Origin of the sequence: Brevundimonas sp. (assembly GCF_031412435.1) — a bacterium.
GTDB lineage: Bacteria > Pseudomonadota > Alphaproteobacteria > Caulobacterales > Caulobacteraceae > Brevundimonas.
In genome coordinates, this window is sequence record NZ_JANODA010000002.1 from 1 (window position 1) to 26,679 (window position 26,679).

A 26,679-nucleotide genomic window follows, 5' to 3' on the forward strand; every position below is an offset into this window, starting at 1 on the left:
GTCCGGCGGAATCACGCCCATGGAGGCCAGCAGGGCGAGCGCGATGGGCAGGTCGAAATGACTACCCTCTTTGGGCACGTCGGCCGGGGCCAGGTTGGCGATGATCCGCTTGGCCGGTAAGGACAGGCCGATTCCGGCGAAGGCCCCCCGGACCCGTTCCCGACTCTCGGCGACGGCCTTGTCGGCCAAGCCCACGATGGTGAAGGACGACTGGTCGCCGGACGGCAGCTGCTGGACCTGCACATCCACCCGTCGGGCATCCACCCCCTCGAAAGCCACCGTGACGACGCTGGCGAGCATCTGTCCCTCCCGATATCGACGAGAACGAACCATGAACTATAGGGGTTGGCAAGGAGGTTCTGGTGCGAGACTTGCGCATCGCACAGGCACTAGGCCCGATCGATGCCCTGATCCCTAGCCCCGGGAACCTTGGACCTTCGCCTCCACCACATCCCACATCAGGGCCGCCGCATCGACGCCGGTGAAGGCCTTGAGTTGCTGGGCGCCGGTGGGCGAGGTGACGTTGATCTCGGTCAGATAGTCGCCGATCACGTCGATGCCGACGAAGATCAGGCCGCGCGCCTTCAGCGTCGGGCCGATGGCGGCGCAGATCTCGCGGTCGCGGTCCGTCAGCTCGACCGGGGCGGCGGTGCCGCCGACGCGGAGGTTCGAGCGCACCTGGTCCTTGGCCGGGATACGGTTGATCGCCCCGACCGGCTCGCCGTCGATCAGGATGATGCGCTTGTCGCCCTTCGACACCGCCGGGATGAATTTCTGGATCACCAGCGGGTCGCGCGACCCGGCCATGTGGATCTCGATCAGGGCCTCAAGGTTCGGATCGCCGGCCTTCAGTCGGACGACGCCGGAGCCCGCCGCGCCGTGCAGGGGCTTCAGCACCACGTCGCCGTGACGTTCGTGGAAGTCGACCAGGGCGACGGGGTCGGAGGAGATCAGGGTCGGAGGCTGGACGCCCTCGAACCGGGTGGCGAACAGCTTCTCCGGCGCAGAGCGGACCTCGGCCGGGTCATTGACCACCAGGGTGCGCGGATGGACCGTCTCCAGGAGATAGGTCGCTGTGACATAAGCCATGTCGAAGGGCGGATCCTGACGCATCAGGATGACGTCGACATCCTTGCCGAGATCGAGCTTCACCTCTTCGCCGATCGTGACGTGGTCGCCGTGGACCTGGCGGATCACCACCGGTCGGGCGCGGCAGGTCAGGGAGCCGTCCTCCAGCGCCAGGGTGCGGAAATCATAGACCCAGAGCGGATGGCCGCGCTGTTGCGCCTCCATGGCCAGGAAGAAGGTCGTGTCCGAAGCGATGTTGACCGCCTCGATGGGGTCCATCTGGATGGCGACTTTAAGCATGAAGAAAGATCCCTGTGACCGTTCAGGGGTAATGGGCGGCGAGAGGCTCAGCCGCAAGGGCGCGGGCGGTATCCCACGCCGGACGGCGTCAGTTAAGCCGCATCCTCAGTCGGTCAGACGCCATCTGGTGCATCTGCTCGTCCTGGCCGGCGACGGCGCGGGCGCGACGCAGGGCCTCCAGCGCGCCGGTCAGGGCGCCCTGTTTCTCGCGGGCGGCGGCGACGTCCAGCCACGGGCGGTGGTCCTCGGGATCCAGCAGGGCGCGACGGACGGCCGAGCGTTCGGCGCAGAGATAGTCCTCGGCCTTGATGGCGCGGCTGAACAGGACGTTCTGGAGCCGGATCAGACACTCCCGGTCGCTGACCGGAGCCATCAACACGTCCAGCCGATCAGCGACGTGCGGCGTCAGGCCGGCGCGCAGGGCCCGACGTGTCAGTTCGGACGGCATGACGACGCGCCCCTGGCTGAACGGGTCCAGCGCGACGGGTCCTGCGGGGGTTTCGACCCGCAGGAGGAAATGGTTGGGGAAGTCGACGCCCTGGGCCTCGATCCCTGCGCGGCGCGCCGCATCGAGATAGAAGACGGCCAGGGCCGCCGACAGGCCGCGCCGACGGTCAGCGACGTCCAGCACGTCCGTATTGGCCGGGTCGTCGTAACGCAGGAGGTCGCCATTCAGCCGCAGGTCGGCAGCCATGGTCTCGGCCAGGGCGTCGTCCGGACTTTCCCCGCCGATGCGTTCGGCCAGCCTTTCGGCGGCGGCGTCCGACAGCAGGCGGGCGGGCGAGGGGTCCCGGAACGGATAGTCGTGCAGGGCGCAGGCGATGGCGGCATCCAGCAACGGAAACGCGTCGTCGTCGGCCTGGCCGGCCTCTTCCAGTGCGACTTCCGCCTCTTCGCGCGTCACGGCCCGTCCCCCGACGACCTGTTTTCACCCCCCGGTGAAAACTAGAGATTGCGACGATGGCGCGGAATTCGCCCGGGGGCCAGCGCTACAGTATCGATCCGCAACGCAAGACCGGCAAAGCTGGGTCTTTGGCGCAACAGTGCCGCGCCCGCCGCGCGCAGACGTTCCAGTTGTTGATTATCAACAGCATGCAGCGCGGCGTCGATTGTCGCGCGGCGTTTGACCTCGACGACGACGACCGTCCTTCCCTGTCGCGCGAGGATGTCGATCTCGACGCCTCGCGTCTTCAACCGGAAGCCGAGAACCTGATAGCCCTTCAGCATCAGGAAGGCGGCGGCGATCCATTCGGCGCCGTGGCCCTCGCGAAACGCTCGCCCGCCCAGCGCCTGTCGCCAGGCCGCCTTCGGCCTGGCCGGGAGCGCGGCGCGGACCTTTGGCGGCTTCATCCCTTGCCCTGCAGCTCCAGCGCGCGCCGGTAGAGAGCCTTCCTCGGCAGGTCGAGGGCGCGGGAGACCTCGGACGCCGCCTCGCCGGGAGCCAGACGGGCGAGAGCCTCGGTCAGGGCCGCATCGGCGTCGGCGGCGCTGGCGGTCTCGACCTCGCCGGGGCCGATGACGATGACGATCTCCCCCTTGGGCCCGTCGCAGCGCGGGTCGGCAGCGAGTTCGGGAAGCGTTCCCCGGATCGCTTCCTCATAGAGTTTGGTCAGTTCGCGGGTCACCGCGGCGGGGCGCGGCCCCAGCACTTCCGCCATGTCGGCGAGGCTGGCGGCCAGGCGTGGCCCGCTCTCGAAGAAGACCAGGGTCTGGCGCGCGGCCCGGACCTCGGTCAGGGCCGTCTTCCGCGCGGCCGATTTCGGCGGCAGGAAGCCGGCGAACAGGAACCGGTCCGACGGCTGGCCGGCGATACACAGGGCCGCCAGCAGGCTGGAGGCGCCCGGGATCGGATGGACCGGCAGGCCGGCGGCGATGAAGGCCCGGGCGACGACGAATCCGGGATCCGAGATCACCGGCGTCCCCGCGTCGGAGACCAGGGCCACGACCTGACCGTCCCTCACCCGCTCGATGGCGATCTCGGCGGCCCGGACCGAGGCGTGGTCGTCGCAGCGCTCCAGCTTGGCCTTCAGCCCGTAGGCGCCCAGCAGCTTGGCGGTCACCCGCGTGTCCTCCGCCAGGACCAGATCGGCCGCGGCGAGGACATCGAGGGCGCGCAGGGTCATGTCGCGCAGGTTCCCGATCGGCGTGGCGACCAGATAGAGCCCCGGCGACACGTGCCGGGGCGGCGGGGCGGTCGGTGGAAAGGGGCCGGGTTCGCTCATCGCCCCTCCGTGCCACAGACCGGGGCTCAGGTCAGCAGAGCCTTGAGCACGGCATCCAGCACGGGCCGTCCGGTCGCGGTCGCCGCGACCCTGCCGTCAGCGACCGCCAGGAAGCCGTCCTCGACCAGACCATCGACGCGCGTGGTGAGGTCTAGAGCGGCCAGATCGGCCAGATCGGCCAGAGTGACGCCCTCGACAGTGCGCAGGCCCAGCAGCAACCGCTCCTCGGCGGCCGCGCGAGGATCCTGCGTTTCGTGCTCGCTCCACGGTGTTCCGGCGGCAACGCCTTCGACATAGTCGGCGATGCGGCGCCGGGCGACGGTGGCTGTGCGGACGCCATCGAGCGTCAGCCGCCCGTGCGCGCCGGGGCCGATCCCGACATAGTCCGCGCCGCGCCAGACATGCAGGTTGTGGGCGGAGCGGGCCGCCAGATCACGGGCATGGTTGGAGACCTCGTAGGCCTCGAAGCCGGCCGCACCGAGCACGGCCTGCGTGGCTTCATAGAGGTCGGCGGCCGTGTCCTCGTCGGGCGGGACCAGCGACCCCCGCTCGGTGGCGCGGGCGAAGGCAGTGCCCTCGGCAATGGTCAGTTGATAGGGGGAGACGTGCTCGAACCCCATGTCGAGCGCCTCGGTCATGGCGGAGGTCCAGGCGGCGACCGTCTGGCCGGGCAGGGCGTAGATCAGGTCGATCGACAGCCGGTCGAAGACGCCTGCGGCCACGGCGATGGCCCGGCGCGCCTCGTCGGCCGAATGGTTGCGGCCGAGGAACCTCAACTGCGTATCGTCCAGCGACTGGACCCCCAGCGACAGCCGATTGACACCCGCCTCCCTCAAGGCGTCGAAATGGACGGCCTCGGCGTCGGTGGGATTGGCCTCCAGGGTGATCTCGATGTCGCCGGCGGGGAACAGGGCTCGCGCCCGGGCGATGATGCGTGCCACGTCATCGGCCCGCATCAGCGACGGGGTGCCGCCGCCGAAGAAGATGGAGGCCAGTGGTCGCTCGCCGATCAGGGCCGCCTGGGCCTCCAGATCGCACAGGATGGCCTCGACCAGCACCGCCTGTTCCTCGCGCCAGCCCCGGTCGCGCACGACGTTGAAGTCGCAATAGGGGCAGATGCGGGCGCAGTAGGGCCAGTGGACATAGACGGCCACCGCATCAGTCAATGAGCGCGGCCTTCAGCATGGCGAAGGCGCGGGTGCGGTGGCTGAGGCTGTCCTTCAGCTCCGGTGTCATCTCGCCGAAGGTCAGGTCGTAGCCATCGGGAATGAAAAGCGGGTCGTAGCCGAAGCCGTTGGTCCCACGCGGCGGGAAGGTCACCACCCCGTCAACCCGCCCCTCGACAACCACACAAGGCCCATCCGGCCAGGCCACGGCGAGCGCCGAAGTGAACCAGGCCGAGCGATCGGTCGCCCCGAGTTCCTCCAGCCGGGTCTCGATCTTCCTCATGGCGGCGTCGAAGTCCCGCTCAGGACCGCCCCAGCGCGCCGAAAAGATGCCGGGCGCCCCGTCCAGGGCCGCGACCGACAGGCCGGAATCGTCGGCGAGGCTGACCTCGCCCGAGAACTGGGCGGCATGACGCGCCTTCAGCATGGCGTTGCCGACAAAGCTTGCTTCAATCTCGGCCGGTTCGGGCAGATTCAACTCTCCGGCGGTGACCACCGTGTAATGTCCGTCCAGCAGCGCATCGATTTCACGCGCCTTGCCGGCGTTGTGAGTCGCAGCCACGAGCCGCATCCCTTTGATAAGCTTCAACTTCATCCGCGATCACGCCCGTGAAACATTTCATTGCCTAAGTTTAATATCGTTAAACGATATGTAACGTGACTGACCGACCCGCACGTCCTATCTATGATCTCAAGAACGGCGGCCACAACGTTCCCCGGAACTACCCAGATGGGCAAATCCGAACCCCGTGGCACACAGAAGCGGGCATTAATGACCCGCCTCAGGATCGAAGGATAGAACGATGAACACGATGAACGCCTCGCTGATGATGGACAAGGTCGGCGCGCTGCTGATCAACGCCGCCCTGCTCGCCGCCCTGCCGACCGCCCTGGTCGCCATCCTGGTGCAGGCTTTCTGATACAGGTGTCGCTGCCGCTCGCGACGCGGTCGCTCGCTGCTTGAGCGACGAAAGTCCGGGCTCTCTACAATCCCCTGGTTGCCGATCCGGTGAGGCTCTCGAGCCGAACGACGGCAACCAAGAACGAAGAGGCTTTTGACGCCGTTGAAGAAGATCGCGATGTATAAGACCGCGTAGGGGTTTTCTCGAACCCCACGCGGTCCTCGCGGCCAGGATTCCGGCCCAGATTCTTTCCCGAGCTGTCGATGTCCCTCACCCGGCCTGAGCTGCGCCTGCCGAAGATGCCCAAAGGCATCCGCGCGCCGTTCAAGACCCCCCTCTTGAGGACTCTGGGACCCGGCTCCGTTTCCAGCCTGCTGAAGATCGCGCTGGACGTGGCCTATGTGCTGCTGATGATCATCACTGCGGTCCTGCTCCTGGTCTTCCTGGCCTCGATCTTCATTCCGCTGGCCAATCTGAACATCACCGTCTCCAACGACACAGGCGGCCGGCAACAGCCGCTGACCCGGCCCTTGCTGCTGTTCGGCGTGGGGGCCCTGACCGCCTATTTCGGCGGCTTCCTGCTGATCCTGCGAAATCTGCGGATGATCTTCCGCACCCTGACCGTGGGCGACCCCTTCCGCCCCGAGAATGTGCGCCGGCTGCGCCAGATCGGATTGATCCTGGCCATCGTCACTGGCGGCGTCTGGCTGGTCCAGGGACTGGTCGCCGCGCGCCTTGCGCCCGGGGTGATGGATTCGCAAGGCGTCGGTGAGCTATTGACCCCGGTCTTCTCGGTCCTGGTCGTCTTCGTCCTGGCCGAGGTGTTCAAGGAAGGCGCCCGTTTGCGCCGTGAGTCAGAGCTAACGATCTAGATGGCCATTCGCGTACAGCTCGACAAAATGCTCGTCGAGCGGCGCATGTCGCTGACCGAGCTGGCGGATCGCGTGGGGGTCACCCTTGCCAATCTGTCGATCCTGAAGACCGGCAAGGCGCGGGCCGTCCGGTTCTCGACCCTCTACGCCCTGTGCCGCGAACTGGACTGCCAGCCCGGCGACCTGCTGGTCCATGAGCCCGGCCCGCCGGAGGCTGAGGCCGACGGCGAAGACGCCTGACGTCATGGCGCGGCGACCGCCTCCCGACCTGACGACCGAGGACCGCCGCATCTGGGCCCGGGTCTCCGGTTCGGTGACCCCGCCGAAGATGCGCAAGGCCGCCCGCGTGACGCCCGGCGCCCTCCTGCCCGACGAGCCGCTGAAGCCCGAGACGATCAAGGCGCCCAGGCCGCCGGTCCTCGGCAAGCCGAAGACCTCGACGAAGATCCGGGCGGCCTCCGCAGGGTCCGCCAAACCCTTGCCGATGCCCGCGCCTGCGCCTCGCTCGGTCCCCGAGGAGCTGGAGCCCCGCCGCCAGCGCCGACTGTCGCGCGAGCGCGATCCGATCGAGGCCTCGATCGACCTGCACGGCTTCGGCCGGTTCGAGGCGGAGGACCAGCTGCGCGCCTTCCTGACCCAGTCGCAGGCCCGTGGCCTCCGCGCCGTTCTGGTCGTCACCGGTCAGGGCCGACGTCTTTCGCAAGGAGGGGGCGGCGGCGTCATCCGCGCCTCCATCCACGAATGGCTGCAGGGCCACGCCCTGCGCGGCGTCGTGTCGGGCTTCGCCATGGCCCACCGGCGGCACGGCGGAGACGGCGCGATTTACGTCACATTGAAGCGCTAGCCCGAAGGCGGAGGGATCGACATGACCGCAAACCGCCTGTCCGTCTGGGTTATCGCCGCCGTCCTGTCCGCCGTGGCGGCGCCGGCCCTGGCCTGTTCGCCCCTGGTGGACGCCACTCCGGAGGCCGCTGCCGAGCGTGTCAGAAATCGTCAGATCGAACTTTGGGACCGGTCGGACGCCATCTTCCTGTCCGAGGCCAGCGCCTTCGAGCGCATCGAACTGGACGGAGGCGACGGGTTCAGCGCCACTCTCGTGCCGTCCCTGGCTTTGAAGGGCGATCTGCCGTCCGGGCGGATCGCCATCCGCCACACGACCTTCACCAGTTGCGGGCCTATCCCCTTCCTCGACGCCCTGTCGGGCCGCGAAGGCGACTGGTTCGTGACCTATGCGCGCGATTTGCCGTCAGGCCTGTCGATCGACGCCACCGTCGCCGTCGCGGATCTGGTCGACCAGGAGGCGCTGCGCGCCTGGCGCAAGGCCGATCCAGGGTAACATCCGGCGCGACGATAACGCCCTGTTCCGACGAACCTTTGTCGAGGGCGGAGCCTCTATACCCATCACTGTCCGGCGCCGTGATAGACTGCGGGCCGGTCTTTGACATCACAGTGCGGTCCGGGTCGCATCCGGACTCAACGGACTATCTGGACTCTGAATTCAGAGTCCGGGCGCCCGGTTCGGCCTAGGCCGTCAGCGTCAGGCCGCTCTCGGCGGCCAGATCGGCCAGATTGACCATCGGGCGGGGGCCCCAGTGGGCGATGACTTCCGAAGCCGCCAGCGAACCCAGCTTGCCCGACTGTTCCAGCGTCAGGCCGCGCGCGACGCCGAGCAGGAAGCCGGCGGCGTACTGGTCGCCGGCGCCCGTGGTGTCCACCACCTTGCCGACGGGATAGGCGGCGACGGAGACACGCTCGTCGCCCGAGAGGATGACCGAGCCGTGTTCGCCGCGCGTGATGGCGGCGATCTCGACCATCGAGGCCAGTTTCGCGGCGGCGACGTCGAAGTCTTCCGTTTCGAACAGGGCGGCAAGCTCGCCCTCGTTGGCCAGGACGATGTCGGCCGAGGCCTCGATGAAGGCCAGGAGTTCGGCGCGCCAGCGGGCGACGACGAAGGTGTCCGACAGGGTGATGGCGACCTTGCGGCCCGCCGTGTGGGCGGCGGCGGCGGCGGCCTCGAAGGCGGCGCGGGCCGGGGCCGGATCGAACAGATAGCCTTCCAGATAGACGATGGCGCTGGAACCGATCAGGTCGGCGTCGATATCCTCGACGCCCAGCTGGTTCGCAGCACCGAGGAAGGTGCACATGGTGCGCTGGCCATCCGGGGTCACGTTGATCAGGCAGCGGCCGGTACCGGCGCCGCCTTCCAGAACCGGGGTGTCGAAATGAACGCCCGAGGCGCGGATGTCATGGCTGAAGACTTCGCCCAGGGTGTCCGGCGCGACCTTGCCGACATAGGCGGCGCGACCGCCGAAGCTGCCCACGCCCGCGACCGTATTGCCGGCCGAGCCACCCGAGGCCTCCACGCCCGCCGCCATGGCGTCGTAGAGGGCCGCGCTCTGGGTCTCGTCGACCAGCTGCATCGAGCCGGGCGTCAGGGACTGGGCGATCAGGAAGGCGTCGTCGCACGGCGACAGGACGTCGACGATGGCGTTGCCGACGGCGCAGACGTCGTAGGTGGCGGTGTTCTGGGTCATGGCCGCCCCATAGCGGGCCGGATCGTCCCGCGCCAGAGGCGGATTACCGAACCTTCACTTGCGGCGCGACCGGCGGGTCGCAACATCGCCGCCTCACTCCCCGGAGATCGCCATGCTGACCCTGCTTGCCGCCCTCGCGCTGCAAACCGCCGCTCCGACGGTCGTCCCGGACGGCGGCCGCCTGAGTGAGGAGCGGAAATGCTTCGTCCTGGCCACGACCCGCGACGGCGCCTCGCGCCCCATCGGCGTGACCTGGCAGACGGTGGAGCGGGACACCGTGGACGGACAGCCCGTGCTGCGCATCGTCGTGCATCAGTCGGTCAACGGCGGCGCCTTCGACATGCGCGACGCGTTTGTGCTGGAGGCGGCGAGCCTTCGCCCGATCTCCATGATCAATACGCGTCAGGGCCAGGTTCATGTGCGCCTGGCCTATGGGCCTGACCGGATCACCGGCGAGAGGATCGAGGGCGGCGTCTCCACCCCGATCAACGTGCCCCTGAGCGGGCCGGTCTGGGAGGGCAATCTGTTCGGCCAGACCTTCGCCGCCCTGCCTCTGGCCGAAGGTGCGGAGTTCGCCCTGCCCTACTGGCAATACGACAAGGGGTTCGGGACCTTCTCGGTGCGGGTGACCGGGAAAGAGACAGTGCCAACGCCTGACGGGCGGATCGAGGCTTGGGTCGTCGAGGCCGGCCCGGACGAACAGCGCAGCCTGACCTATCTGATTTCGACTTCGGGCAATCGCGAATTGGGGTATCGGGCGGCGCAAGGATCGCAGGCCCTGGGCGGCGATTGTTCCTCGCTGGAGAACCCGTCCTGACCCAGATCGCCATACTGACCCCGGCCGCCGACGACCCGGCCTACAAGAGCCACTGGCCCGTCGTGCTGGAGCGTCTGTCGACGGCGCTGGCCATGGCCGACTTCACCGCCGTCCCGACCGCCTGGACCGACCATGTCGAGGATGCCACGGGCCTGATGGACTATCCGCTGGTGCTGGGCGTCCTGACCTGGGGCTATTACGAGCGCCACACCGACTGGCTGGCGGCGACCAGACTGTGGGGCGAGGCGGGTCTGAAGATCGCCAACCCGGCCTCGGTGCTCGGCTGGAACTCGGACAAATCCTATCTGCGTCGGCTGGAAGCGGCGGGGATTCCGATCCCGCCGACGGCATGGAGCGATCAGGTCGCGCAGGAAGAAATCGACGCCGCCTTCGACCGGTTCGGGACCGACACCCTCGTGGTCAAGCCAACCGTTTCGGGCGGCGCCTGGAAGACCGTGAAACTCTCGCGCGGCGAGGCCCTGACCGACGCCCCCGACGGCGCCGCCATGATCCAGCCCTTCCTGTCCGAGCTGGTGGCGGACGGGGAAATCTCCCTGCTCTTCTTCGGCGGACGGTTCAGCCATGCGGTCATGAAGCGCGCCAAGGCCGGCGATTTCCGCGTCCAGGTCCAGTACGGCGGCGGTTACACCTACGTCCCCGAACCGCCCGCCGGGGCCGTCGCCCTTGCCGAACGGGTACTCGCGGTGATCGAGGAGCCCCTGCTCTACGCCCGGATCGACATGGTCGAATGCGGATCGAACTGGGTCCTGATGGAAGCCGAACTGGTCGAACCCGATTTCTATCTTTCGCAAGCTCCGGACGGCGGGCGGCTGTTCGCCGAGGCCGTCAGGACGCGACTGGCTTCCGGCGCGTAACGAACCAGGCGAGGACGATCAGCGCGGCCAGGGCGCCGAAAGCCTTGGCCGTCGTGACGGGATCCTCGACCACGAAGACAACGAACAGGGCCGCGTTGATCGTCAGGGCGATCAGGGCCGGCAGGGGATAGAGCGGCATTTTCCACGGTCTCTCCAGCCCCGGCTCGCGCACCCTCACCACGATGGCGGCGGCGTTCACGAGCACGCTCATCAGCGCCAGCAGGGCGGTCGAGAAGACCAGCAGAGTCTCGTAGACTCCAATCGTCGCCAGCAACCCGCCGGTCACGACCGTGACGATCAGGGCCAGGCGCGGCGTGCCATTGGCGGCTACGCCTGACAGCCCCGGCACCTGATACCCCCGCGCCATGGCGAACAGGACGCGCGGGAAGACCATGACCATGGCGTTCAATATCGTCACCAGCGAGATCAGGCTGACGGCGGTGACCACAGGCCCCGCCGCCGCGCCGAACACACGCCCGGCCGCGTCCGCCGCCACCAGGTTCGATCCGGCCATTTCCGCCGGCGTCAGGACGTTCAGATACGCCAGGTTCGCCAGTACATAGATGACCGTCACCACGGCGATGCCGGAGAAGGTGGCCTTGGCGATGCTGCGGCCGGGATCGACCACCTCCTCGCAGAAATAGGCGGCGCCGTTCCAGCCGTAGTAGGTGCCAGAGATAGCCCGGAGCGCCATGACGATCCCGGCGAAGGTCAGGGCGACGGCCGTCGCAGGCTCCACCACGGTCGCGACGGGCACGCCGCGGGGCGCGAAGAACAGGCCCGCGATCAGGATGGCGAACAGGGCGGCTTTGACCGCGCTGCCGATCTCCTGCGACCGGCCGCCCACCCTGGTGCCCAGCCACTGGACGCAACCCACGGCGACGACAGCCGCCAGCGCCAGCACGCCGATCGGCAGGGCGGTGAGAACTCCGAGCCGGTGCAGATACTCGCCGAAGACCACGGCGATAAAGGCGATCCCGCCCATGTTGCCCAGCCAGTCGCAGACCCCGACCGCCAGCCCCGTCAGCGATCCGAAGGCGCGCCGTGCGAAGGCGTAAGGCCCGCCCGTTTGGCGAATCGAGGCGGCCAGTTCGACCGTCGACATGGAATCGATGAAGGCGACCAGACCGCACAGGGCCCACAGGGCGATGATCCAGGCCGGGCTCTGCACACCCGAGGCGACGACGCCCGGCGTCCGCAGGATGCCCTGCCCGATGACCCCCCCGACGACCACGGCGATGCCGAAGGTCACTCCCAGCACGCGGAGCAGATGGCCGCGGTCCGGATCGGGCAGGGTGGTTTCGGTCGTCATCGGCAGGCTCCCCGACGGCCGCGCCGTCTTCGCGCTCGATAACCCACAGCCGGCGTTCGGCCTAGAGCGCCGCCATCAGCCCCCGCGAGGGGCACAGGTCGTTGATAACGCAACCCGCGCAGTTCGGCTTTCGCGCCGTGCAGGTATAGCGGCCGTGCAGGATCAGCCAGTGGTGCGCCTTGTGAAGGAAGGCCTCGGGCACGATCCGGTGCAGCTGATCCTCGACCTTGTCGGGCGTCGCGGCGTTGGCCAGGCCCAGCCGGTGCGAGACGCGGAAGACGTGGGTGTCGACGGCGATGGCCGGCTCGATGCCCAGTTCGTTCAGGACGACACTGGCGGTCTTGCGTCCCACACCGGGCAGGGCCTGCAGGTCCGTGCGGTTCAGGGGCACGACCCCCCCGTGCTGTTCGAGCACGATCCGGCTTAGCGCGATGACGTTCCGGGCCTTGTTCCGATAGAGGCCGATCGAGGCGATGAAGGGGACCAGTCCTTCCTCCCCCAGCGCCAGCATCGTCTCCGGCGTGTCGGCGACCGCGAACAGTCTGTCGGTGGCCTTGTTGACCGCGACGTCGGTCGCCTGGGCCGAGAGGGCGACCGCGACGACCAGGGTGAAGGGATCGGTGAAATTGAGCTCGGTCTTCGGTTCCGGCATGACGCGGGCCAGGCGGGTGAAGATGTCCTCGACCCGGTCCTCATCCGGCGGAAAGGCGAAGATGGGGATCGGAGCGCCGGTCATGATGCTGCCCGGCTTGCGACCGCCGGGAGCCGTCGGATTTCCGGTGACCTTGGGACGCTTCGTCAACCTTGGCGTGCCTCGGGATCGGACAGGCGGGGGTCGACCCCCAGGGCTGTGATCGCCTCGACCGCCGCCCGCTCGCCCTCCATCCAGGCCCCGTGGCAGGTGCCGTAGAAGCCGTGCGAGGTCGCCTCGCCGGCGATGAAGATGCGGTCCTCGATCGGTCGTCCCAGACGCGCACGGGCCCCGGTCTCGCGATCGCCCAGTCCCGGCAGGACGTGGGAATAGGCCCCCATGGAGAACGGCTCGTCGCCCCACATCGAGGTCGACAGCACGCGCAGTCGTTTGGGGAAGCTCGATCCCAGCAGATGGGCCAGTTCGGAACTGGCGAAGTCGAAGAAGGCCGCCTCGCCTTCGGCCTCCAGCCCCCAGGCCAGGTCGCCGCCGAAATAGCCCTCGATCATCGGCCGGCCGAAGGGACGCAGGTGATAGCCCCCGGTCTGGGCCGTGTCGCTGCGCCCCCACAGCTGGCTGTCCTCCGGAAATTCCTCCCAGCCCGAAACCGCCATATGCAGTTTGGACGCCAGCCCCAGCGGCGCGCCGGCCGCCGCCTCGATCACGTCCGGCAGGGGCGGATCGAACCGCACGGCTTCGGACGCCAGCACCGAGGTCGGCAGGGTGAGGACCACCGACCGGGCCTCGATCACGCCGCGTGCCGTCTCGATGGTCAGCCGGGCTCCCGACCGGTCGATGCGCTCGACCGGGCAGTTCAGCACCACGGGCACGCCCTCGCCCAGGGAAGCGATCAGGCTGCCGTAGCCTTCGACCAGCCGATAGTCGACGCCCGTGTCCCTGTAGGCGTGGTAGTCGAGCGTCGAGACCTCGGCGAACGTCGCCCCGTTGAGCGCGCCGGAGATGGCGCTCATCCGCTCATTCCAGCGCTCGCCGGGGGTAAACAGGTGCGCAGCCGGGCGGTCGTCGCCCGCCTTCGCCGCCTCGGCCACCCGTTCGTCGAAGGCGGCCCAGGCCTCGGCGAACTCGGCCTGCTCCTGCGGCGTGACGCCGAGGTCGAAGGCGTGCCGGCGCCACGGCGGCGGGGTTTCGTCGATCGTGAACCCAGCCTCGCGCCCCAAGGCGCAGAGCACATTCTCGTCGGCCGAATGCAGCCAGCCGCAGCCGAGGTCGATGGCCATGTCCTCGCGGTCAACCGTGTGGGCCCGCCCGCCGATCCGGTCGCGAGCCTCCAGCACGACCACGGCCACGCCCGCGCGCGCCAGTCGACGGGCGGCCGAAAGCCCCGCGGCGCCCGCGCCGATCACCGCGACATCGATGGAGGAGGGAAGGGAGATCAGGTCGCTCAGGAAGGCAGGGTGAACAGCGCGAAACATGACGTGTTCACGCCGCGTCGCAAGGGGATTGATTTCTGGACGATTGAGTCCATTTTACAGCCGTCCTCCCCGACGCCCACTCCTGAAGATTCTTACGCATGGCCCTCGCTCCCGTCTTGAAGAAACGCCTCCCGCTGATCATCGGAGGGGTCGTCGCCATTGGCCTGATCATCGGCGGCGCCGCCTGGTGGCAGAACAAGCAGCGGTGGGAGACCACCGACAACGCCTTCGTCCAGGCCGACGTCACCCTGGTCAGCCCCCAGATCGACGGCTATGTCGCCGAGGTTCTGGTGACCGACAATCAGCGGGTCCACACCGGCCAGATCCTCGTCCGTCTCGACGACGCCGACGCGAAAGCCGAACTGGCCGCGGCCGAGGCCAACCTCGCCGCCCTGCTGGCCGCAGTAGACAATGTCGACGCCCGCGCGTCCCAGGAACAGGCGCTGATCGCCTCGCGCGCCGCCGGCGTCGCCCAGGCCCGCGCCCAGGCTGAGCTCGCCCAGGCTCAGGTCAATCGCTACACCACCCTGCAGCGTCAGGGCTGGGTCTCGCAGCAGCGCATCGAGACCGAGCAGGCCGGCGCCCAGACCGCCGCCGCCTCCGTCGCCCAGGCCCAGGCCGCCCTCGTCGCCGAACAGCGTACCGCCGGCGTCCTCGGTTCGACCCGCCAGCAGAGCCTGGCCGCCGTCGATCAGGCTCGTTCGGCCGTCGAACAGGCCCGCATCAATCTGGATCGCACCGTGATCCGCGCCCCCGCCGCCGGCGTCGTCGGCGCGCGCGGCGTCCGCGCCGGTCAATACGTCCGACCGGGCGGCCAGTTGCTGTCGCTGGTGCCGCTGGGCGAGACCTATGTCGTGGCCAACTTCAAGGAGACCCAACTGGCCCGACTGCGTCTGGGCCAGACCGTCCACATCGAGGCCGACGCCTTCCCCGGGGTGGACCTGACCGGCCGCATCGACAGCTTCGCCCCGGCCACGGGTTCGGAGTTCGCCCTGATCCCGGTCGAGAACGCCACCGGCAACTTCACCAGGATCACCCAGCGCGTGCCCGTCCGCATCCTGGTCAACCGCGCGGCCAATCTTCCTGGAGGGGGCGGCGCGGCCCTGCGGCCCGGCCTGTCGGTCGAGGTCAAGGTCGACCTGAAGAGCGAGGGCGGCGCCTCCTTCGCCGAGGCCGCGACAGGCCAGACGCGCCTCGCCGACGCTGGAACTACGGCCGCCCGATGACCTCCGCCACGATGGACGGGGCCGCGAGTCCTGCCGCCGAGCTCCCCATCGCTGAGCCAAAGATCAATTGGACCTTCCTGATCCTCGGCTTCGCCGGGATGGTCATCGGCCAGTTCATGGCGATCCTGGACATCCAGATCGTCGCCGCCTCCCTGCCCCAGATCCAGTCAGGGATCGGCGCCTCGGCCGACGAGATCAGCTGGATCCAGACCGCCTATCTGATCCCCGAGGTCGTGATGATCCCGCTATCGGGGTATCTGTCGCGGCTGTGGGGAACCCAGAAGGTCTTTCTGTTCAGCTGCGGGGGCTTCATCCTGATGAGCATCGCGGTGGGCCTGTCCTCCTCGGTCGAGGTGATGATCTTCTTCCGGGCCATCCAGGGCTTCGTCGGCGGGGCCATGATCCCGACCGTATTCGCCGTGGCCTTCACCGCCTTCCCGCCGTCGAAACGGGTCACCGCCTCGGTCTTCATCGGCCTGATCGTGACCCTGGCGCCCACAGTCGGTCCGACCCTGGGCGGCCACCTGACCGAGATCGCCAGCTGGCGCTGGCTGTTCTTCATCAATGTCCCTTTCGGCCTGCTCTCCTTCTTCCTCGTCTGGCGTTTCGCCAACTTCGACAAGGGCGATCCCTCGTTGTCGAAGGGCTTCGACTGGTGGGGCCTCGGCCTGATGGCGACCTTCCTGATGAGCCTGCAGTTCGTGCTGGAAGAGGGATCGAAGAACGACTGGTTCGCCGATGACCAGATCCTGCTGCTGACGGTGGTCGCGGCCCTGTGCGGCCCGGCGTTCATCTGGCGCTCGCTGGCCTACTACAATCCGGTGGTCGAACTGCGGGCCTTCAACAACCGCAACTTCCTGGTGGGGGTGATCATGACCTTCACGGTCGGCGCGGCCCTGTTCGGAGGCACCTTCCTGTTGCCGCTGTTCCTGGCGCGAGTGCGCGACTATTCGCCGGCCGAGGTAGGCACCACCATGGTCGTCTCCGGCCTGGCCATGTTCCTGACCGGTCCGTTCGCGGGACGGCTGGTGCGGGTCGTGGACCTGCGGATCCTGATGTTCGGCGGCTTCATGATGTGCGCCTGGGGCATGTGGGACGCCCACGCCGTCACCACCGAATGGGGCTTCTGGGAGTTCGCCGGGGTTCAGGCCCTGCGCGGCGCAGGCGTCATGCTGGCGATGATCGCCGCCCAGCAGGTGACGATGTCGACCCTGCCGCCGCACATGATCAAGAACGCCTCCGGCCTGGTGAACCTGTTCCGCAACGTCGGCGGCGCCTTCGGACTGGCCTTCCTCAACACCTCCTTGACCACCAACACCGCCCTTCACATGAGCGAGCTGACCCAGGCCATCCCGCAGACCTCGGTCCAGATGCAGGAGATGCTGGCCGGCATGGCCACGATGATGTCCGGCTCGATCGATCCGGAAGGCGCGGCGATGAAGGCCGTCTATGGAATCCTGCAGCGCCAGGCGACGACGCTCGCGTTCGGCGACGCCTTCGCCATGCTGGCCATCGGTTGTGCGGCCTGCGCCTTCCTGACCCTGCTGGCCCGACCCGTGAAGCCGGGCACGGGAACACCTCCTCCGGCGGACGCGCACTGATGCCTCGCGTCATCGGACAGATCGACGAGAAGAAGTCGGAGGCGATCCTCGACGCCGCCATGGCCCTGTTCGCCGAAAAGGGCGGGGCGGCCTCGATGGAGCAGATCGCGCGCCGGGCCGGAGTGTCGAAACAGACCCTCTACAACCGCTATGCCTCCAAGGTGGAGATCGGCCGCGCCATGGCGGAACGCCGCTCGGACGCCATCACGGCCCCTTTGCGCACGGGCGGTGAGCCGGTCGAGGTCCTGACCGCCCTGGCCCGGGCCATGCTCGACAAGCTGTGCAGCGCGGAAGGGCGCTCGGCGATGCGCGGCGTCGCCCTGATCTCGCCCCAGGCCCCCGACCTGGCCCAGGCCGTCTATCACGCCGGGCCGGGCGAGAGCCTGCGTCGGCTGTCGACCTGGCTGGCCGAACAGGACGCCCGGGGCTTCATGCGCGTACCCGACCCGACGGCGGCGGCCGAGATGTTCACCGGCATGACCATGGGCCACGGCTACCTGCGCGGCATCCTGGGCGTCGACGAGCCTGACATTGACCAGAGCCGCCGTGCCCGCGAAACGGCCGAACGGTTCATCCGGGCTTTCGCGCCCTGACCGACCCGGCGTAAGACGCGGCAGTCCCGCCTTCGGAGTATTTCCATGCTGATCGCCTATTCCTCCTGGCCCGAGATCGACGCGCGCCTGAAGACCACAAAGACCGTCATCGTGCCGATCGGTTCGAACGAACAGCATGGTCCGACCGGCCTTCTGGGCACCGACTGGATGTGTCCGGAGATCATCGCCCACGCCGCGGAAAAGACCGACGACAGCCTGGTGATCGCCCCGACCTTCAACATCGGCATGGCCCAGCACCACCTGGCCTTCCCGGGCACGATCAGCCTGCGCCCCTCGACCTTCATGGCCGCGATCACCGACTGGGTGTCGTCACTGAGCCGCCACGGCTTCGAACGGATCTATTTCCTCAACGGCCACGGCGGCAACGTCGCCACCATCGAGGCGACCTTCTCGGAACTTTACGCCGAATGGAGCTTCGTCGAGGAAAGCGCCCCCTTCGTGCTCAAGCTGCGCAACTGGTGGGACCTGCCGGGCGTCAACAGCCTGTGCAACCAGATCTTCCCGACCGGCCACGGCATGCATGCGACCCCGTCCGAGATCGCCGTGACCCAGGCCGCGTATCCGGATCGCATCAAGACGGCCGACTACTCGCCGAAGATCGCGCCCAGCGGCCCGATCCGCGACGCCCTGGACTACCGCGCTCGCTTCCCCGACGGCCGTATCGGCTCCGATCCGGCGCAGGCGAGCCCGGAGAAGGGCCAGCGGATCATCGATGCGGCTGTGCCCGCCCTGATCCGCGACGTGGCCGCCTTCGCCGATGAAGTCTTGCCCGGCTGAGGAAAGCGGCCCAAGCCCATCCCATGACCCTGCTCGACAAGACGATCCGCGACGGCAAGCGCGCGGTGAAGAACGCCCAGTCCGCTGCCAACAACTCCGCCAGCGGGGGGGAAATGATGCGGGCTGCGTCCGACGTCATCGCCGCCCGGCTGAACATCATGGCCCAAGGTCTGGCCAATCCGATGAAGGCCGACATGGCCGAGATGCATCTGATGAGCACGGAAAAGGTCGAGGCCATGAGCGCCTCGGCCGCCGCAGTCGCCGGCAATCTGGGCGACCTCGCCGCCCGCGTGTCGAAATCGGCCATGGACGAGGTCGGCCACGCCCAGCGCGCCGCATCCGCCATCGCCTCGGCCGGCTCGCCCCACGCCGCCGCAACCGCCCACTACAACTATGCGGTCGCCTGGTGGGGCCGTGCGGCGGGCCAGATGCTGACCCTGAACACAGAACTGCTGAAGGCCCAGGCCGACGCGTTGAAACCGATCCATTCGGCCGCCGTGGCCAATGCGAAACGGCTGAAGCGCTAGGCAGGCGCCGCGGTCAACGCGCCGGCGGTTGCATACCGTGGCCGTCGGGTGTGGTGTCCAGCACCGTTCCGGTGGTTGACGCCGGCCAGTGTGCCTGGATGATCTCCATCATCCCCCGGCCGTAATCCGGAGAGGCGAAGTCGCGGCCTAAGTCGGTCAGGGTGGTCAGCCATCCGCCTGTCACAGCTCCGGCATCCCGCAGTCTCGCGAGGGCGTCCTGTTCCGCCAGGCTGCTGTTCGAGCCCGAGACATCGGTGATGACATAGACCCTGTATCCGTCACGCAGCAGGTCGAGAGCCGTGTGCAGGGTGCAGTTGTCGATGGATATGCCGCCGATGACGATCGTCCGCCTGCCGGTGGACGCGAGCCATGCCCTGACCTCGGGCGTATAGCCCGACACCTGGGTCCGGTTGAACCGGTGGGTGTCGTGCGTCACATGCTCCGTGATCTCGGGCAGAAATGTACCGTAGTATTCATTTTCCTCACCGAGCACGATGGTCGGCACCTTGAACAGCGGATTGAAGCGCGCGAATGCCGTAATGTTGTTCCGGAACTGCGGCCCTGGAATCGTTGTGATGAGATTGTCGAGACCGGTCACGTAGTCCACATAGATCAACACTGTGTCATCGATGGACGGGGCATGTAGAGCCGACCGGGTCGGCTCTTCTGCCCGGACACTTGAGACACTAGATACCAGGAGAACAACAACAGCGGCGATTAAGGATGAACGCATTCTCGGAATCCTCGGCAAGTCCGGTCCAGGATAGGAACGGGGTGACAATGACCTTGCCTGCGTTGGAAGGCGCGCCAGGATTTGCTGTCCTTGCGCCCCCGGCTGCGGCGATGTGGGACGGAGTCCGGATGGCCCGCGCAAGCCGACCGGACGGACCTGTGGCCGTCCGGGCCGAGGGGGTCTGGATGATCGTCGTGCGGATCAATCATCTTTCGCGTGACGCCGCTGGGACTCCACCGGACGCGGCCCGGCTGAAACAATGCCTTGCACCCGACTTCTACCTGGTGATCCCACCCGGCGGATCAGCCACCGTCCCCGCCCATACCGCTCAGGACGTTCTGGCGCTGTCGATCACCGAGGCGGCGGTCGGGCGGTTGACGGGCCGCGCCTTCGCGATCGCGGGGGCCGGGGAGAACCGGGTCGTGGCGGACCGGTTGGTGAACGATCTGGTGGAACGGCTGTTTGAATCGGGGGACGAACCCGCTCTGGCCGAGAGCCTGCTGCGGAGCCTGTTGCTCAGTCTGGAACGACCACCGAGGCGCAGCCCCTCGCGGCCGCGGCAGGTGGGAGGCCTGACCGCACGCCAGCTCGGCCGGCTGCGCGAGCATGTTGAGACCCGGCTGGGTGAGCCCCTGCCGATCGCCCAGCTGGCCATGCTGGTCGACCTGTCGCCTTTCCATTTTGCGCGCGCCTTCAAGCGCTCAATGGGCGCTTCCCCGGCCAGATGGATCCGTCTGCGCCGCTTGACCGTCGCCCAGAAACTTCTGGCTGACCCGACGCGTTCGGTAGGAGAGGTCGCCGCAGCCGTCGGCTATGACAGTCCCAGCCGCTTCGCCCAGGCCTTCCGTGCAGTGACGGGACAGACCCCCGTGGCCTTCCGCACGGGTCGGATGGAGGTTCACCCTGCAGAGTGAGGCTCAGGCCGTCCGGATCATGCCGCCTTCGGCTTCGACGGGCCAGGGCGTCAGCTTTCCGCCGGCACAGGGCCCGCCGACGCAGGCCCCCGACAGCGGCTCGAACACCGCGCCGTGCCAGCCGCACAGGATCAGCGATCCGTCCGGCGTCAGATAGCGATCCAGCTCCACCGCGATCGGAAAACCGGCATGCGGGCAACGATCGACCCAGCCCGCGACTTCGCCGTCCTTGCGCACCACGAAACCGTGGAAATAGGCTTCGCCGATCTGCAGCACGAAGCCCCTTGAGCCGGGCTCCTTGATATCGTCAATCGCGCAGAGGGCGACGTTCGCGGGGGTGGTCCAGACCCGTTTGCGCTCGGCCGGGGCCGCGTCGCTCATTCCCGCTCGGCCTTCAGCGGACGCGAGAGCAGCCCCTCGATCATCGCATCCACGGTGGTCTCGCCGGCCAGGAGGGCCGCCGTCGCCTCGCAGATCGGCATTTCCACGCCCATCTTCCGCGCCAGTTCGCGCACCGCCGGCGCGCTCTCGTAGCCCTCGGCCACCGACCGCTTGCCGGCCAGCGCCTGTTCAAGGGTCTGGCCCTCGCCCAGCGCCAGACCCAGGCTCATATTGCGCGACTGGGGGCTGGAACAGGTCAGGACCAGATCGCCGAGGCCGCATAGCCCCGCCACCGTCTCAGGCTCGGCCCCCAGCGCGACCCCCAACCGCGTCATCTCGGCGAAGCCGCGCGTGATCAGGGCGGCATGGGCGGATCGCCCCAGTCGTCGGCCCTCGGAAATGCCGCAGGCGATGGCCAGCACGTTCTTGATCGCCCCGCCGACCTCCGCCCCGATCAAATCGGTCGCCAGATAGGGCCGGAAGGCGGGACCCGACAGGGTCTCCATCAGGGCCTCGCCCAGCGCCGCATCCTTGCAGGCCAGTGTTACGGCGGTGGGCAGCCCCCTGGACACGTCGGCGGCGAAGCTGGGTCCCGACAGGACGGCGGCAGGCGCATCTGCAATGGTCTCCGCCAGCACCCCTGTCATCAGCTTCAGAGAGCCGCGCTCGATGCCCTTGGAGCATAGGACGATCGGCGCCCCCGGCTTGTGATTCGGCGCATAGGCTTCCAGCGTCGAGCGCATGAACTGGGCCGGCGGCACAGCCAGCACGAGGTCACACTCCGACAGGCCGGACAACTCCGCCGTCACAGAAATGCGGTCGTCCAGCACGACCCCCGGCAGGAAGGCCTCGTTGATCCGGCGATTGGTGACGCTCTCGACCACCTCGGGCTCGCGCGCCTGCAGGATGACGTCCAGCCCTGCGCGGGCGCAGACCAGGGCCAGGGCCGTACCCCAGGCCCCTGCGCCGATGATCCCTGCGGTGCGATAGCTCATTGCATCCCTCAAGCTTTCGCGCCCTTGCGCCCGGTCGGATGGACAGGATCGGCCAGTGCGCGCGCCTCGTCCAGCGGCCATCGCGGACGGGCGGGCGCGTCGATATCCGAAACCAGCCCGAGCTGAAGCCGTTCCGCCCCGGCCAGGGCGATCATCGCCGCGTTGTCGGTGCAATAGGCCATGGGCGGGGCGAGGAAGCCGAAGCCGCGCTTCGCCGCGGTCGCCTCCAGCACCCGTCGCACCGTCCTGTTGGCCGCAACGCCGCCCGCGACTACAAAAAGCCGGTGCTCGTGCCTGTCTGCATAGTCCGCCATGGCCCGGTCCGACCGTTCCGACAGCTGGCGCGCGATGGCGGCCTGGACCGCATCGGCCAGGTCGGCCCGATCCTGATCGGTCTCGCAGGTCTGGGCCAGACGGGAAGCCGCCGTCTTCAGGCCCGAGAAGGAAAAATCACAGTCCTTTCTACCCAGCAGGGCGCGCGGCAGGTCAAAGCGCGATCCGTCGCCACCTTCCGCTGCACGCTCCAGCGCCGGTCCTCCCGGATAGCCCAGCCCCATGGCCTTGGCGATCTTGTCGAAGGCCTCGCCCGCCGCGTCGTCGATGGTGGTGCCCAGCCGGCTCATGTCGCCGATGCCGCGCACCTCCAGCAGCTGGCAGTGGCCGCCCGAGACCAGCAGCAGCAGGAAGGGATAGGCGACCTTCGCCCCCAGCCGGGCCGAGACCGCATGACCCTCCAGATGGTTGACCGCCACCAGCGGCAGCCCTCGCGCCAGGGCCACGGCCTTGCCGAACCCCAACCCCACCATGACCCCGCCGACCAGACCCGGCCCTGCGGTGGCCGCCACGCCGTCCAGCTCGCTGTAGCCCAGTCCCGCATTCGCCATGGCCCGCCGCACCACGCCGTCGATCATCTCCACATGGCTGCGGGCCGCGATCTCGGGCACGACCCCGCCGAACGCCGCATGATCGTCGATCTGGGAGTGAACCACCGACGACAGCACCGTCGCCACTCCGTCCGGCGTCAGCCGCACCACCGAGGCCGCCGTCTCGTCGCAGCTGGTCTCGAGCCCCAGCACCGTCAGGTGGTCCCCCTTTGCGGGATTGGTTGCCGCCCCGATGCCGCTGCTATAGTCCGCGCCCATACTCATCGGGTCGAGGTAGCGACCCCGCCGGACCCGCGCAACTCAATGGCTCCCCTCATCCGCATCGGCACCCGTCGTTCCGCCCTGGCCCTGGCCCAGTCCGGCATGATGCAGCGCGCCATCGCCGCCGCCATGGATCTGACCCTCGAACAGGTCGTCCTCGTCGAGATCGTCACCACAGGCGACCGGATCCAGGACCGTCGCCTGATGGAGGTCGGGGGCAAGGCCCTGTTCACCAAGGAAATCGAGGAGGCCCTGCTCGACGGCCGCATCGACATCGCCGTCCATTCGATGAAGGACGTCCCCGCAGAACAGCCGCCCGGCCTGACTCTCGCCGCCATCCCGGAGCGCGAGGACGCCCGCGACGCCTTCATCAGCCGCGACTTCGACGCGCTGGAGCAGCTGCCCCACGGCGGTCGCCTCGGCACCGCCTCCCTGCGGCGTCAGGCCCAGGCGCTCGCGCTCCGTCCCGACCTGCAGATCGAGATGCTGCGGGGGAACATCGACACCCGGCTGCGCCGGGCGGCCGAGGGAGATTTCGACGCCATCCTGCTGGCCGCCTCCGGCCTGAACCGTCTCGGCCGCTCCGATGCCGTCCGTGGCTTCCTGTCGGTCGATGCCTTCCTGCCGGCGCCCGGTCAGGGGGCCCTGGCCCTGCAGACGCGAGAGGATGACACCGACCACGCCTGGGTCCACGCCCTGAACCACGGCCCGACCGCCCTCGCCGTCGCCGCAGAACGGGGCGCCATGGTGGCGCTCGAAGGATCGTGCCGCACCGCCGTCGGCGCCCATGCGCACATCGACGGCGATCGCCTGACCCTGACCACCGAAATGCTGGCCCCCGACGGCACCGCCCGCTGGCGTCGGGCGGGCGAGATCGCGCTGCTGAGCGACCCCGATGCATCCGGACCGGCCATGGAACGCGCCCGGGACCTGGGTCTCCGTCTCGGCCACGAGGTCCATGCCGCCGCGGGCGACCAGAGCGTCCCGGCCTAGGCCTTGGCCGATATCCACCGCGTCTGGGTGACCCGCGCCCGACCCGGTGCGGACCGGACGGCCGAGCGCCTGACGGCCCTGGGACACACGCCGCTGGTCGTGCCGCTCCTGGCCATCCGTCCGCTCGACGTCACGCTCGACCTGGACGGCGTGCAGGCGCTCGCCTTCACGAGCCTCAATGGCGTTGCGGCGTTCGCGGCCCTGTCGACCGAACGATCCCTGCCCGTCTTCGCGGTCGGCGACGCCACGGCCCGCGCCGCAAGCGAGGCGGGGTTCGCCTCGGTCAGGTCGGCCGACGGGGACCTGTCGGCGCTGGCCGCCCTCCTCCGGTCCGGGGCCCGGGGCCTGTCGGTCCTGCACCCCGGCGCGGCGGAGCCCGCAGGCGATCTTGGTGCCGCCGTCGGCGATGCGGCGCGACTGCGGTCGATGCCCGTCTACGGCGCACAGGAAACGGATGCCTCACCCCCCGACGACTGGGACACCGTCCTGATCCATTCCCCGCGCGCCGGTCGCGCCCTCGCGGTGGCACTCAGGGACCGGTCGCCCCTTCGCCTGGCGCTCGCCATCTCCGCCACGGCCGCCGAACCGATTGCGGACACCGGTTTCGCCGAGGTGCGGATCGCCGCGGCCTCGACCGAGGTGGCCCTGCTGGCGGCCCTTGGCAATCCCCGCGTCGGCGTATAAACAGCCGCTCTCGCGCGAGGCCCACGGCCCTCGCCGACAAGCCGCTTTAGCTCAGCTGGTAGAGCATCGCATTCGTAATGCGGGGGTCAGGTGTTCGAGTCACCTAAGCGGCACCACCTCTTCCCGTAGGACATGGACCCGGCCTGAGGCGGACGTGCCTTCCCGTTGGGCGCTGTGGTGGGTCCGGCGAGGGATGCTCTCAGGACCGATTGAGATCGTTCCAAGGGCTCTGACGGGCCTTGGGGCGCATTGTGGCCTGGTCCACTCCGGCAATTTGGAAACGGTGCGGCTTCTTTCAGCGATGGTGACCCTTATGCTCGCCGTGGCTAAGACCCACCTGTGAGTACATCCGTCCGCTTGACCGCGTTAGTGGAGACAAAACCGCCCGCTTCCCCTTAAACAAGCCGATGGACTCCAAACCGCGAATGATTCCGAACGAGGGCCACGAGCCGATTGCTCCTCATTTCTCCGTCCATTGCGGAGACGCGCTGGCGATCTTGTCCACGTTTCCGAGCGGTACCGTGGACATGTGCCTGACGTCGCCGCCGTATTGGGGACATCGTGAGTATGACACCGGGGGGATCGGCGAGGAGCCGTCCTATCTGGATTACATCGCTAATCTGAGTGGCATTCTGGAAGAAGTTCATCGCGTCCTCAAACCCGAGGGTTCGCTTTGGCTGAACCTCGGTGACACCTACCGTGCGAAGGCGCTTCTCGGCATTCCGTGGCGGGTGGCCCTCACGTTGATGGATGGGGGGAAGTGGATTCTTCGAAATGATGTGATTTGGAATAAAGTCAAAGGGGCTCCTGACAATTCTAAAGATAAACTGCGCAATATCCACGAATACGTGTTTCATTTCGTCAAGCAAAGCAGATATTTTTACAATGCAGACGAAATTCGCTCGAAACCTCGATCATCGTCTATTGTAAATGGCTCAGTGGTGTCTGCAACTGGCGTTACCGGTGTACGTTATAAACGCCAGATTGAATTAAGTACGTCGCTATCACCAACTGAAAAAATCTCCGCGCTGGCGGCACTGAATGCTGTCCTTGAGGATGTTCGCGGCGAAAAGATTTCTGATTTTCGAATGGTGATCCGAAATCAGCAACGGACAACCCATTCTGACAGCATTAAGATTTCTGGTCGGGCCAAAGAGCTTCAAAACAAGGGTTTCTACTTTCTCAAGTATCATCCGAACGGAAGCAAACCTAGCGACGTTTGGGATATTGTGCCCGAAGATACCCAGAATCGAGATTCGCACTTCGCGCCATACCCTGCCGATCTCTGCCGTATCCCCATCATGGCGACTTGTCCGCCCGGCGGCGTCGTGCTCGATCCATTCTGCGGCACGGGCACGACATTGGCCGTTGCGCGATCTTTGGGTCGGAACGGGATCGGAATAGACATATCCCAAACTTACGCGGACATGACCGAAGTCCGCCTACGACAGCGTCTGGTTTAGCGTAGTGACTAAGATCGTCGATCTTTTTGGACACGATACCGGTGCTATCGTCCAGCCCGATTGGGTTGCGCTCGTCGCTGCCCAGCGTTGCCCCTTTGTGGAAAAGCGATGCTACAAGACCCGTAAGAGCCAGTCGGAAATCGCAATCGGAACCTGCACTGTCGCCTACGGCAGCGGGCCGGTGATGATTTGCCCGCTGCGCTTGCTTGAGCGACGCCAAATTTTCATCGACTGCTTGCACCTCTTGACCGGCCACGAACCCGGCAATGAACTCCACATCGTGTCTGAGATTTCGGTTCCCGGCGGGAGCATTGATTACATTCTCGCGTCCATCCGTGGCGGTAAGGTCCGCGACTTTGTTGCGATTGAACTTCAGACACTCGATACGACGGGCACGGTATGGCCGGAGCGCCAGCGCTTTGTTGCTAGCAAAG

General features: G+C 67.6%; 31 protein-coding genes and 1 tRNA gene. 17 read left to right on the top strand and 15 right to left on the bottom strand.

Annotation, left to right across the window (positions count from 1 at the left end):
* The 7 genes from RMO01_RS00085 to RMO01_RS00115 all read right to left on the bottom strand — a co-directional run.
* A partial coding sequence (locus tag RMO01_RS00085) for a magnesium chelatase domain-containing protein (protein WP_309627008.1) occupies positions 1–300 on the bottom strand: 300 nt, incomplete at its 3' end.
* Positions 301–414: 114 nt separating this feature from the next.
* The gene (gshB, locus tag RMO01_RS00090) at positions 415–1,368 is read right to left on the bottom strand and encodes a glutathione synthase (protein WP_309627009.1); all 954 of its coding nucleotides are present in this window, start codon (positions 1,366–1,368) and stop codon (positions 415–417) included.
* Between the two features lie 88 nt (positions 1,369–1,456).
* The gene (locus tag RMO01_RS00095; protein WP_309627010.1) at positions 1,457–2,272 is read right to left on the bottom strand and encodes a transglutaminase family protein; all 816 of its coding nucleotides are present in this window, start codon (positions 2,270–2,272) and stop codon (positions 1,457–1,459) included.
* 41 nt (positions 2,273–2,313) lie between these two features.
* A complete protein-coding gene (locus RMO01_RS00100) occupies positions 2,314–2,718 on the bottom strand; it encodes a YraN family protein (protein WP_309627011.1) in 405 nt (134 codons plus the stop codon).
* A complete protein-coding gene (gene rsmI / locus RMO01_RS00105; RefSeq protein WP_309627012.1) occupies positions 2,715–3,590 on the bottom strand; it encodes a 16S rRNA (cytidine(1402)-2'-O)-methyltransferase in 876 nt (291 codons plus the stop codon). Before rsmI ends, RMO01_RS00100 begins: the two co-directional genes overlap by 4 nt.
* A gap of 26 nt (positions 3,591–3,616) precedes the next feature.
* Positions 3,617–4,756, bottom strand: a complete 1,140-nt coding sequence (gene hemW / locus RMO01_RS00110; RefSeq protein ID WP_309627013.1) for a radical SAM family heme chaperone HemW — start codon at positions 4,754–4,756, stop codon at positions 3,617–3,619.
* Positions 4,749–5,351, bottom strand: coding sequence for a non-canonical purine NTP pyrophosphatase (locus RMO01_RS00115; protein WP_309627014.1), 603 nt, complete (start codon positions 5,349–5,351; stop codon positions 4,749–4,751). The genes hemW and RMO01_RS00115 overlap by 8 nt, the downstream gene beginning before the upstream one ends.
* Positions 5,352–5,996: 645 nt before the next feature.
* Between RMO01_RS00115 and RMO01_RS00120 the strand changes: the two genes are divergently transcribed.
* The 4 genes from RMO01_RS00120 to RMO01_RS00135 are packed head-to-tail and all read left to right on the top strand — an operon-like array spanning position 5,997 to position 7,866.
* A complete protein-coding gene (locus RMO01_RS00120) occupies positions 5,997–6,530 on the top strand; it encodes a DUF2975 domain-containing protein (protein ID WP_409013021.1) in 534 nt (177 codons plus the stop codon).
* A complete protein-coding gene (locus tag RMO01_RS00125) occupies positions 6,531–6,770 on the top strand; it encodes a helix-turn-helix transcriptional regulator (RefSeq protein WP_309627015.1) in 240 nt (79 codons plus the stop codon).
* Positions 6,771–6,774: 4 nt separating this feature from the next.
* Positions 6,775–7,374 carry a Smr/MutS family protein gene (locus tag RMO01_RS00130; protein ID WP_309627016.1) on the top strand — a complete coding sequence of 200 codons (600 nt, stop codon included), beginning with the start codon at positions 6,775–6,777 and terminating at the stop codon, positions 7,372–7,374.
* Positions 7,375–7,395: 21 nt separating this feature from the next.
* Positions 7,396–7,866, top strand: a complete 471-nt coding sequence (locus RMO01_RS00135; protein WP_309627017.1) for a hypothetical protein — start codon at positions 7,396–7,398, stop codon at positions 7,864–7,866.
* A gap of 187 nt (positions 7,867–8,053) precedes the next feature.
* Here the strand turns inward: RMO01_RS00135 and RMO01_RS00140 are convergent, their stop codons facing one another.
* Positions 8,054–9,064: an adenosine kinase gene (locus RMO01_RS00140; RefSeq protein ID WP_309627018.1), complete on the bottom strand. Its 1,011-nt coding sequence runs from the start codon at positions 9,062–9,064 to the stop codon at positions 8,054–8,056.
* Positions 9,065–9,176: 112 nt separating this feature from the next.
* Between RMO01_RS00140 and RMO01_RS00145 the strand changes: the two genes are divergently transcribed.
* Together RMO01_RS00145 and RMO01_RS00150 are read left to right on the top strand one after the other, a co-directional pair.
* The gene (locus tag RMO01_RS00145; RefSeq protein ID WP_309627019.1) at positions 9,177–9,881 is read left to right on the top strand and encodes a hypothetical protein; all 705 of its coding nucleotides are present in this window, start codon (positions 9,177–9,179) and stop codon (positions 9,879–9,881) included.
* Positions 9,854–10,756 (top strand): transporter, encoded by a 903-nt coding sequence (locus tag RMO01_RS00150; protein WP_309627020.1) that lies wholly within the window; start codon positions 9,854–9,856, stop codon positions 10,754–10,756. Before RMO01_RS00145 ends, RMO01_RS00150 begins: the two co-directional genes overlap by 28 nt.
* Here RMO01_RS00150 and RMO01_RS00155 read toward each other — a convergent pair.
* The 3 genes from RMO01_RS00155 to RMO01_RS00165 all read right to left on the bottom strand — a co-directional run bounded on the left by RMO01_RS00155 (position 10,728) and on the right by RMO01_RS00165 (position 14,192).
* The gene (locus tag RMO01_RS00155; protein WP_309627021.1) at positions 10,728–12,068 is read right to left on the bottom strand and encodes an amino acid permease; all 1,341 of its coding nucleotides are present in this window, start codon (positions 12,066–12,068) and stop codon (positions 10,728–10,730) included. The genes RMO01_RS00150 and RMO01_RS00155 overlap by 29 nt on opposite strands.
* 61 nt (positions 12,069–12,129) lie before the next feature.
* Positions 12,130–12,804 (bottom strand): endonuclease III, encoded by a 675-nt coding sequence (gene nth / locus RMO01_RS00160; protein WP_309627037.1) that lies wholly within the window; start codon positions 12,802–12,804, stop codon positions 12,130–12,132.
* Positions 12,805–12,866: 62 nt separating this feature from the next.
* On the bottom strand, positions 12,867–14,192 hold the full coding sequence (locus tag RMO01_RS00165) for an NAD(P)/FAD-dependent oxidoreductase (RefSeq protein ID WP_309627022.1): 1,326 nt from the start codon (positions 14,190–14,192) through the stop codon (positions 12,867–12,869).
* A gap of 98 nt (positions 14,193–14,290) precedes the next feature.
* On the opposite strand from RMO01_RS00165, the gene RMO01_RS00170 reads away from it, so the two are divergent.
* From RMO01_RS00170 to RMO01_RS00190, 5 genes are read left to right on the top strand one after another with little or no spacing between them, the layout of a single operon-like run.
* Complete coding sequence (locus RMO01_RS00170) at positions 14,291–15,418, top strand: HlyD family secretion protein (RefSeq protein WP_309627023.1); 1,128 nt, start codon at positions 14,291–14,293, stop codon at positions 15,416–15,418.
* Positions 15,415–17,019 carry a DHA2 family efflux MFS transporter permease subunit gene (locus RMO01_RS00175; protein WP_309627024.1) on the top strand — a complete coding sequence of 535 codons (1,605 nt, stop codon included), beginning with the start codon at positions 15,415–15,417 and terminating at the stop codon, positions 17,017–17,019. The genes RMO01_RS00170 and RMO01_RS00175 overlap by 4 nt, the downstream gene beginning before the upstream one ends.
* Positions 17,019–17,612: a TetR/AcrR family transcriptional regulator gene (locus tag RMO01_RS00180; protein WP_309627025.1), complete on the top strand. Its 594-nt coding sequence runs from the start codon at positions 17,019–17,021 to the stop codon at positions 17,610–17,612. The genes RMO01_RS00175 and RMO01_RS00180 overlap by 1 nt, the downstream gene beginning before the upstream one ends.
* A 45-nt stretch (positions 17,613–17,657) precedes the next feature.
* Positions 17,658–18,410, top strand: a complete 753-nt coding sequence (locus tag RMO01_RS00185) for a creatininase family protein (RefSeq protein WP_309627026.1) — start codon at positions 17,658–17,660, stop codon at positions 18,408–18,410.
* A 23-nt stretch (positions 18,411–18,433) separates the two neighbouring features.
* Positions 18,434–18,937, top strand: a complete 504-nt coding sequence (locus RMO01_RS00190) for a phasin family protein (protein WP_309627027.1) — start codon at positions 18,434–18,436, stop codon at positions 18,935–18,937.
* A 13-nt stretch (positions 18,938–18,950) separates the two neighbouring features.
* Here RMO01_RS00190 and RMO01_RS00195 read toward each other — a convergent pair whose 3' ends face one another.
* A complete protein-coding gene (locus RMO01_RS00195) occupies positions 18,951–19,544 on the bottom strand; it encodes an isochorismatase family protein (RefSeq protein WP_309627038.1) in 594 nt (197 codons plus the stop codon).
* 254 nt (positions 19,545–19,798) lie between these two features.
* On the opposite strand from RMO01_RS00195, the gene RMO01_RS00200 reads away from it, so the two are divergent.
* A complete protein-coding gene (locus RMO01_RS00200; RefSeq protein WP_309627028.1) occupies positions 19,799–20,584 on the top strand; it encodes an AraC family transcriptional regulator in 786 nt (261 codons plus the stop codon).
* 3 nt (positions 20,585–20,587) lie between these two features.
* Here the strand turns inward: RMO01_RS00200 and RMO01_RS00205 are convergent, their stop codons facing one another.
* The 3 genes from RMO01_RS00205 to tsaD are packed head-to-tail and all read right to left on the bottom strand — an operon-like array spanning position 20,588 to position 23,102.
* Complete coding sequence (locus RMO01_RS00205; RefSeq protein ID WP_309627029.1) at positions 20,588–20,965, bottom strand: Rieske (2Fe-2S) protein; 378 nt, start codon at positions 20,963–20,965, stop codon at positions 20,588–20,590.
* Positions 20,962–21,960 (bottom strand): NAD(P)H-dependent glycerol-3-phosphate dehydrogenase, encoded by a 999-nt coding sequence (locus tag RMO01_RS00210; RefSeq protein WP_309627030.1) that lies wholly within the window; start codon positions 21,958–21,960, stop codon positions 20,962–20,964. The genes RMO01_RS00205 and RMO01_RS00210 overlap by 4 nt, the downstream gene beginning before the upstream one ends.
* An 8-nt stretch (positions 21,961–21,968) precedes the next feature.
* A complete protein-coding gene (gene tsaD / locus RMO01_RS00215) occupies positions 21,969–23,102 on the bottom strand; it encodes a tRNA (adenosine(37)-N6)-threonylcarbamoyltransferase complex transferase subunit TsaD (RefSeq protein WP_309627031.1) in 1,134 nt (377 codons plus the stop codon).
* 45 nt (positions 23,103–23,147) lie between these two features.
* Here tsaD and hemC point away from each other — a divergent pair, with 45 nt between their 5' ends.
* The 5 genes from hemC to RMO01_RS00240 form a co-directional block, all read left to right on the top strand.
* A complete protein-coding gene (hemC, locus tag RMO01_RS00220) occupies positions 23,148–24,098 on the top strand; it encodes a hydroxymethylbilane synthase (RefSeq protein WP_309627032.1) in 951 nt (316 codons plus the stop codon).
* Between the two features lie 3 nt (positions 24,099–24,101).
* Positions 24,102–24,782 carry a uroporphyrinogen-III synthase gene (locus RMO01_RS00225; protein ID WP_309627033.1) on the top strand — a complete coding sequence of 227 codons (681 nt, stop codon included), beginning with the start codon at positions 24,102–24,104 and terminating at the stop codon, positions 24,780–24,782.
* A 40-nt stretch (positions 24,783–24,822) separates the two neighbouring features.
* Positions 24,823–24,898 (top strand) — tRNA-Thr (locus tag RMO01_RS00230).
* Positions 24,899–25,207: 309 nt separating this feature from the next.
* Entirely contained in the window at positions 25,208–26,245 is a 1,038-nt protein-coding gene (locus RMO01_RS00235) for a site-specific DNA-methyltransferase (RefSeq protein WP_309627034.1), read from the top strand.
* 4 nt (positions 26,246–26,249) lie between these two features.
* A partial coding sequence (locus RMO01_RS00240; protein WP_309627035.1) for a NotI family restriction endonuclease occupies positions 26,250–26,679 on the top strand: 430 nt, incomplete at its 3' end.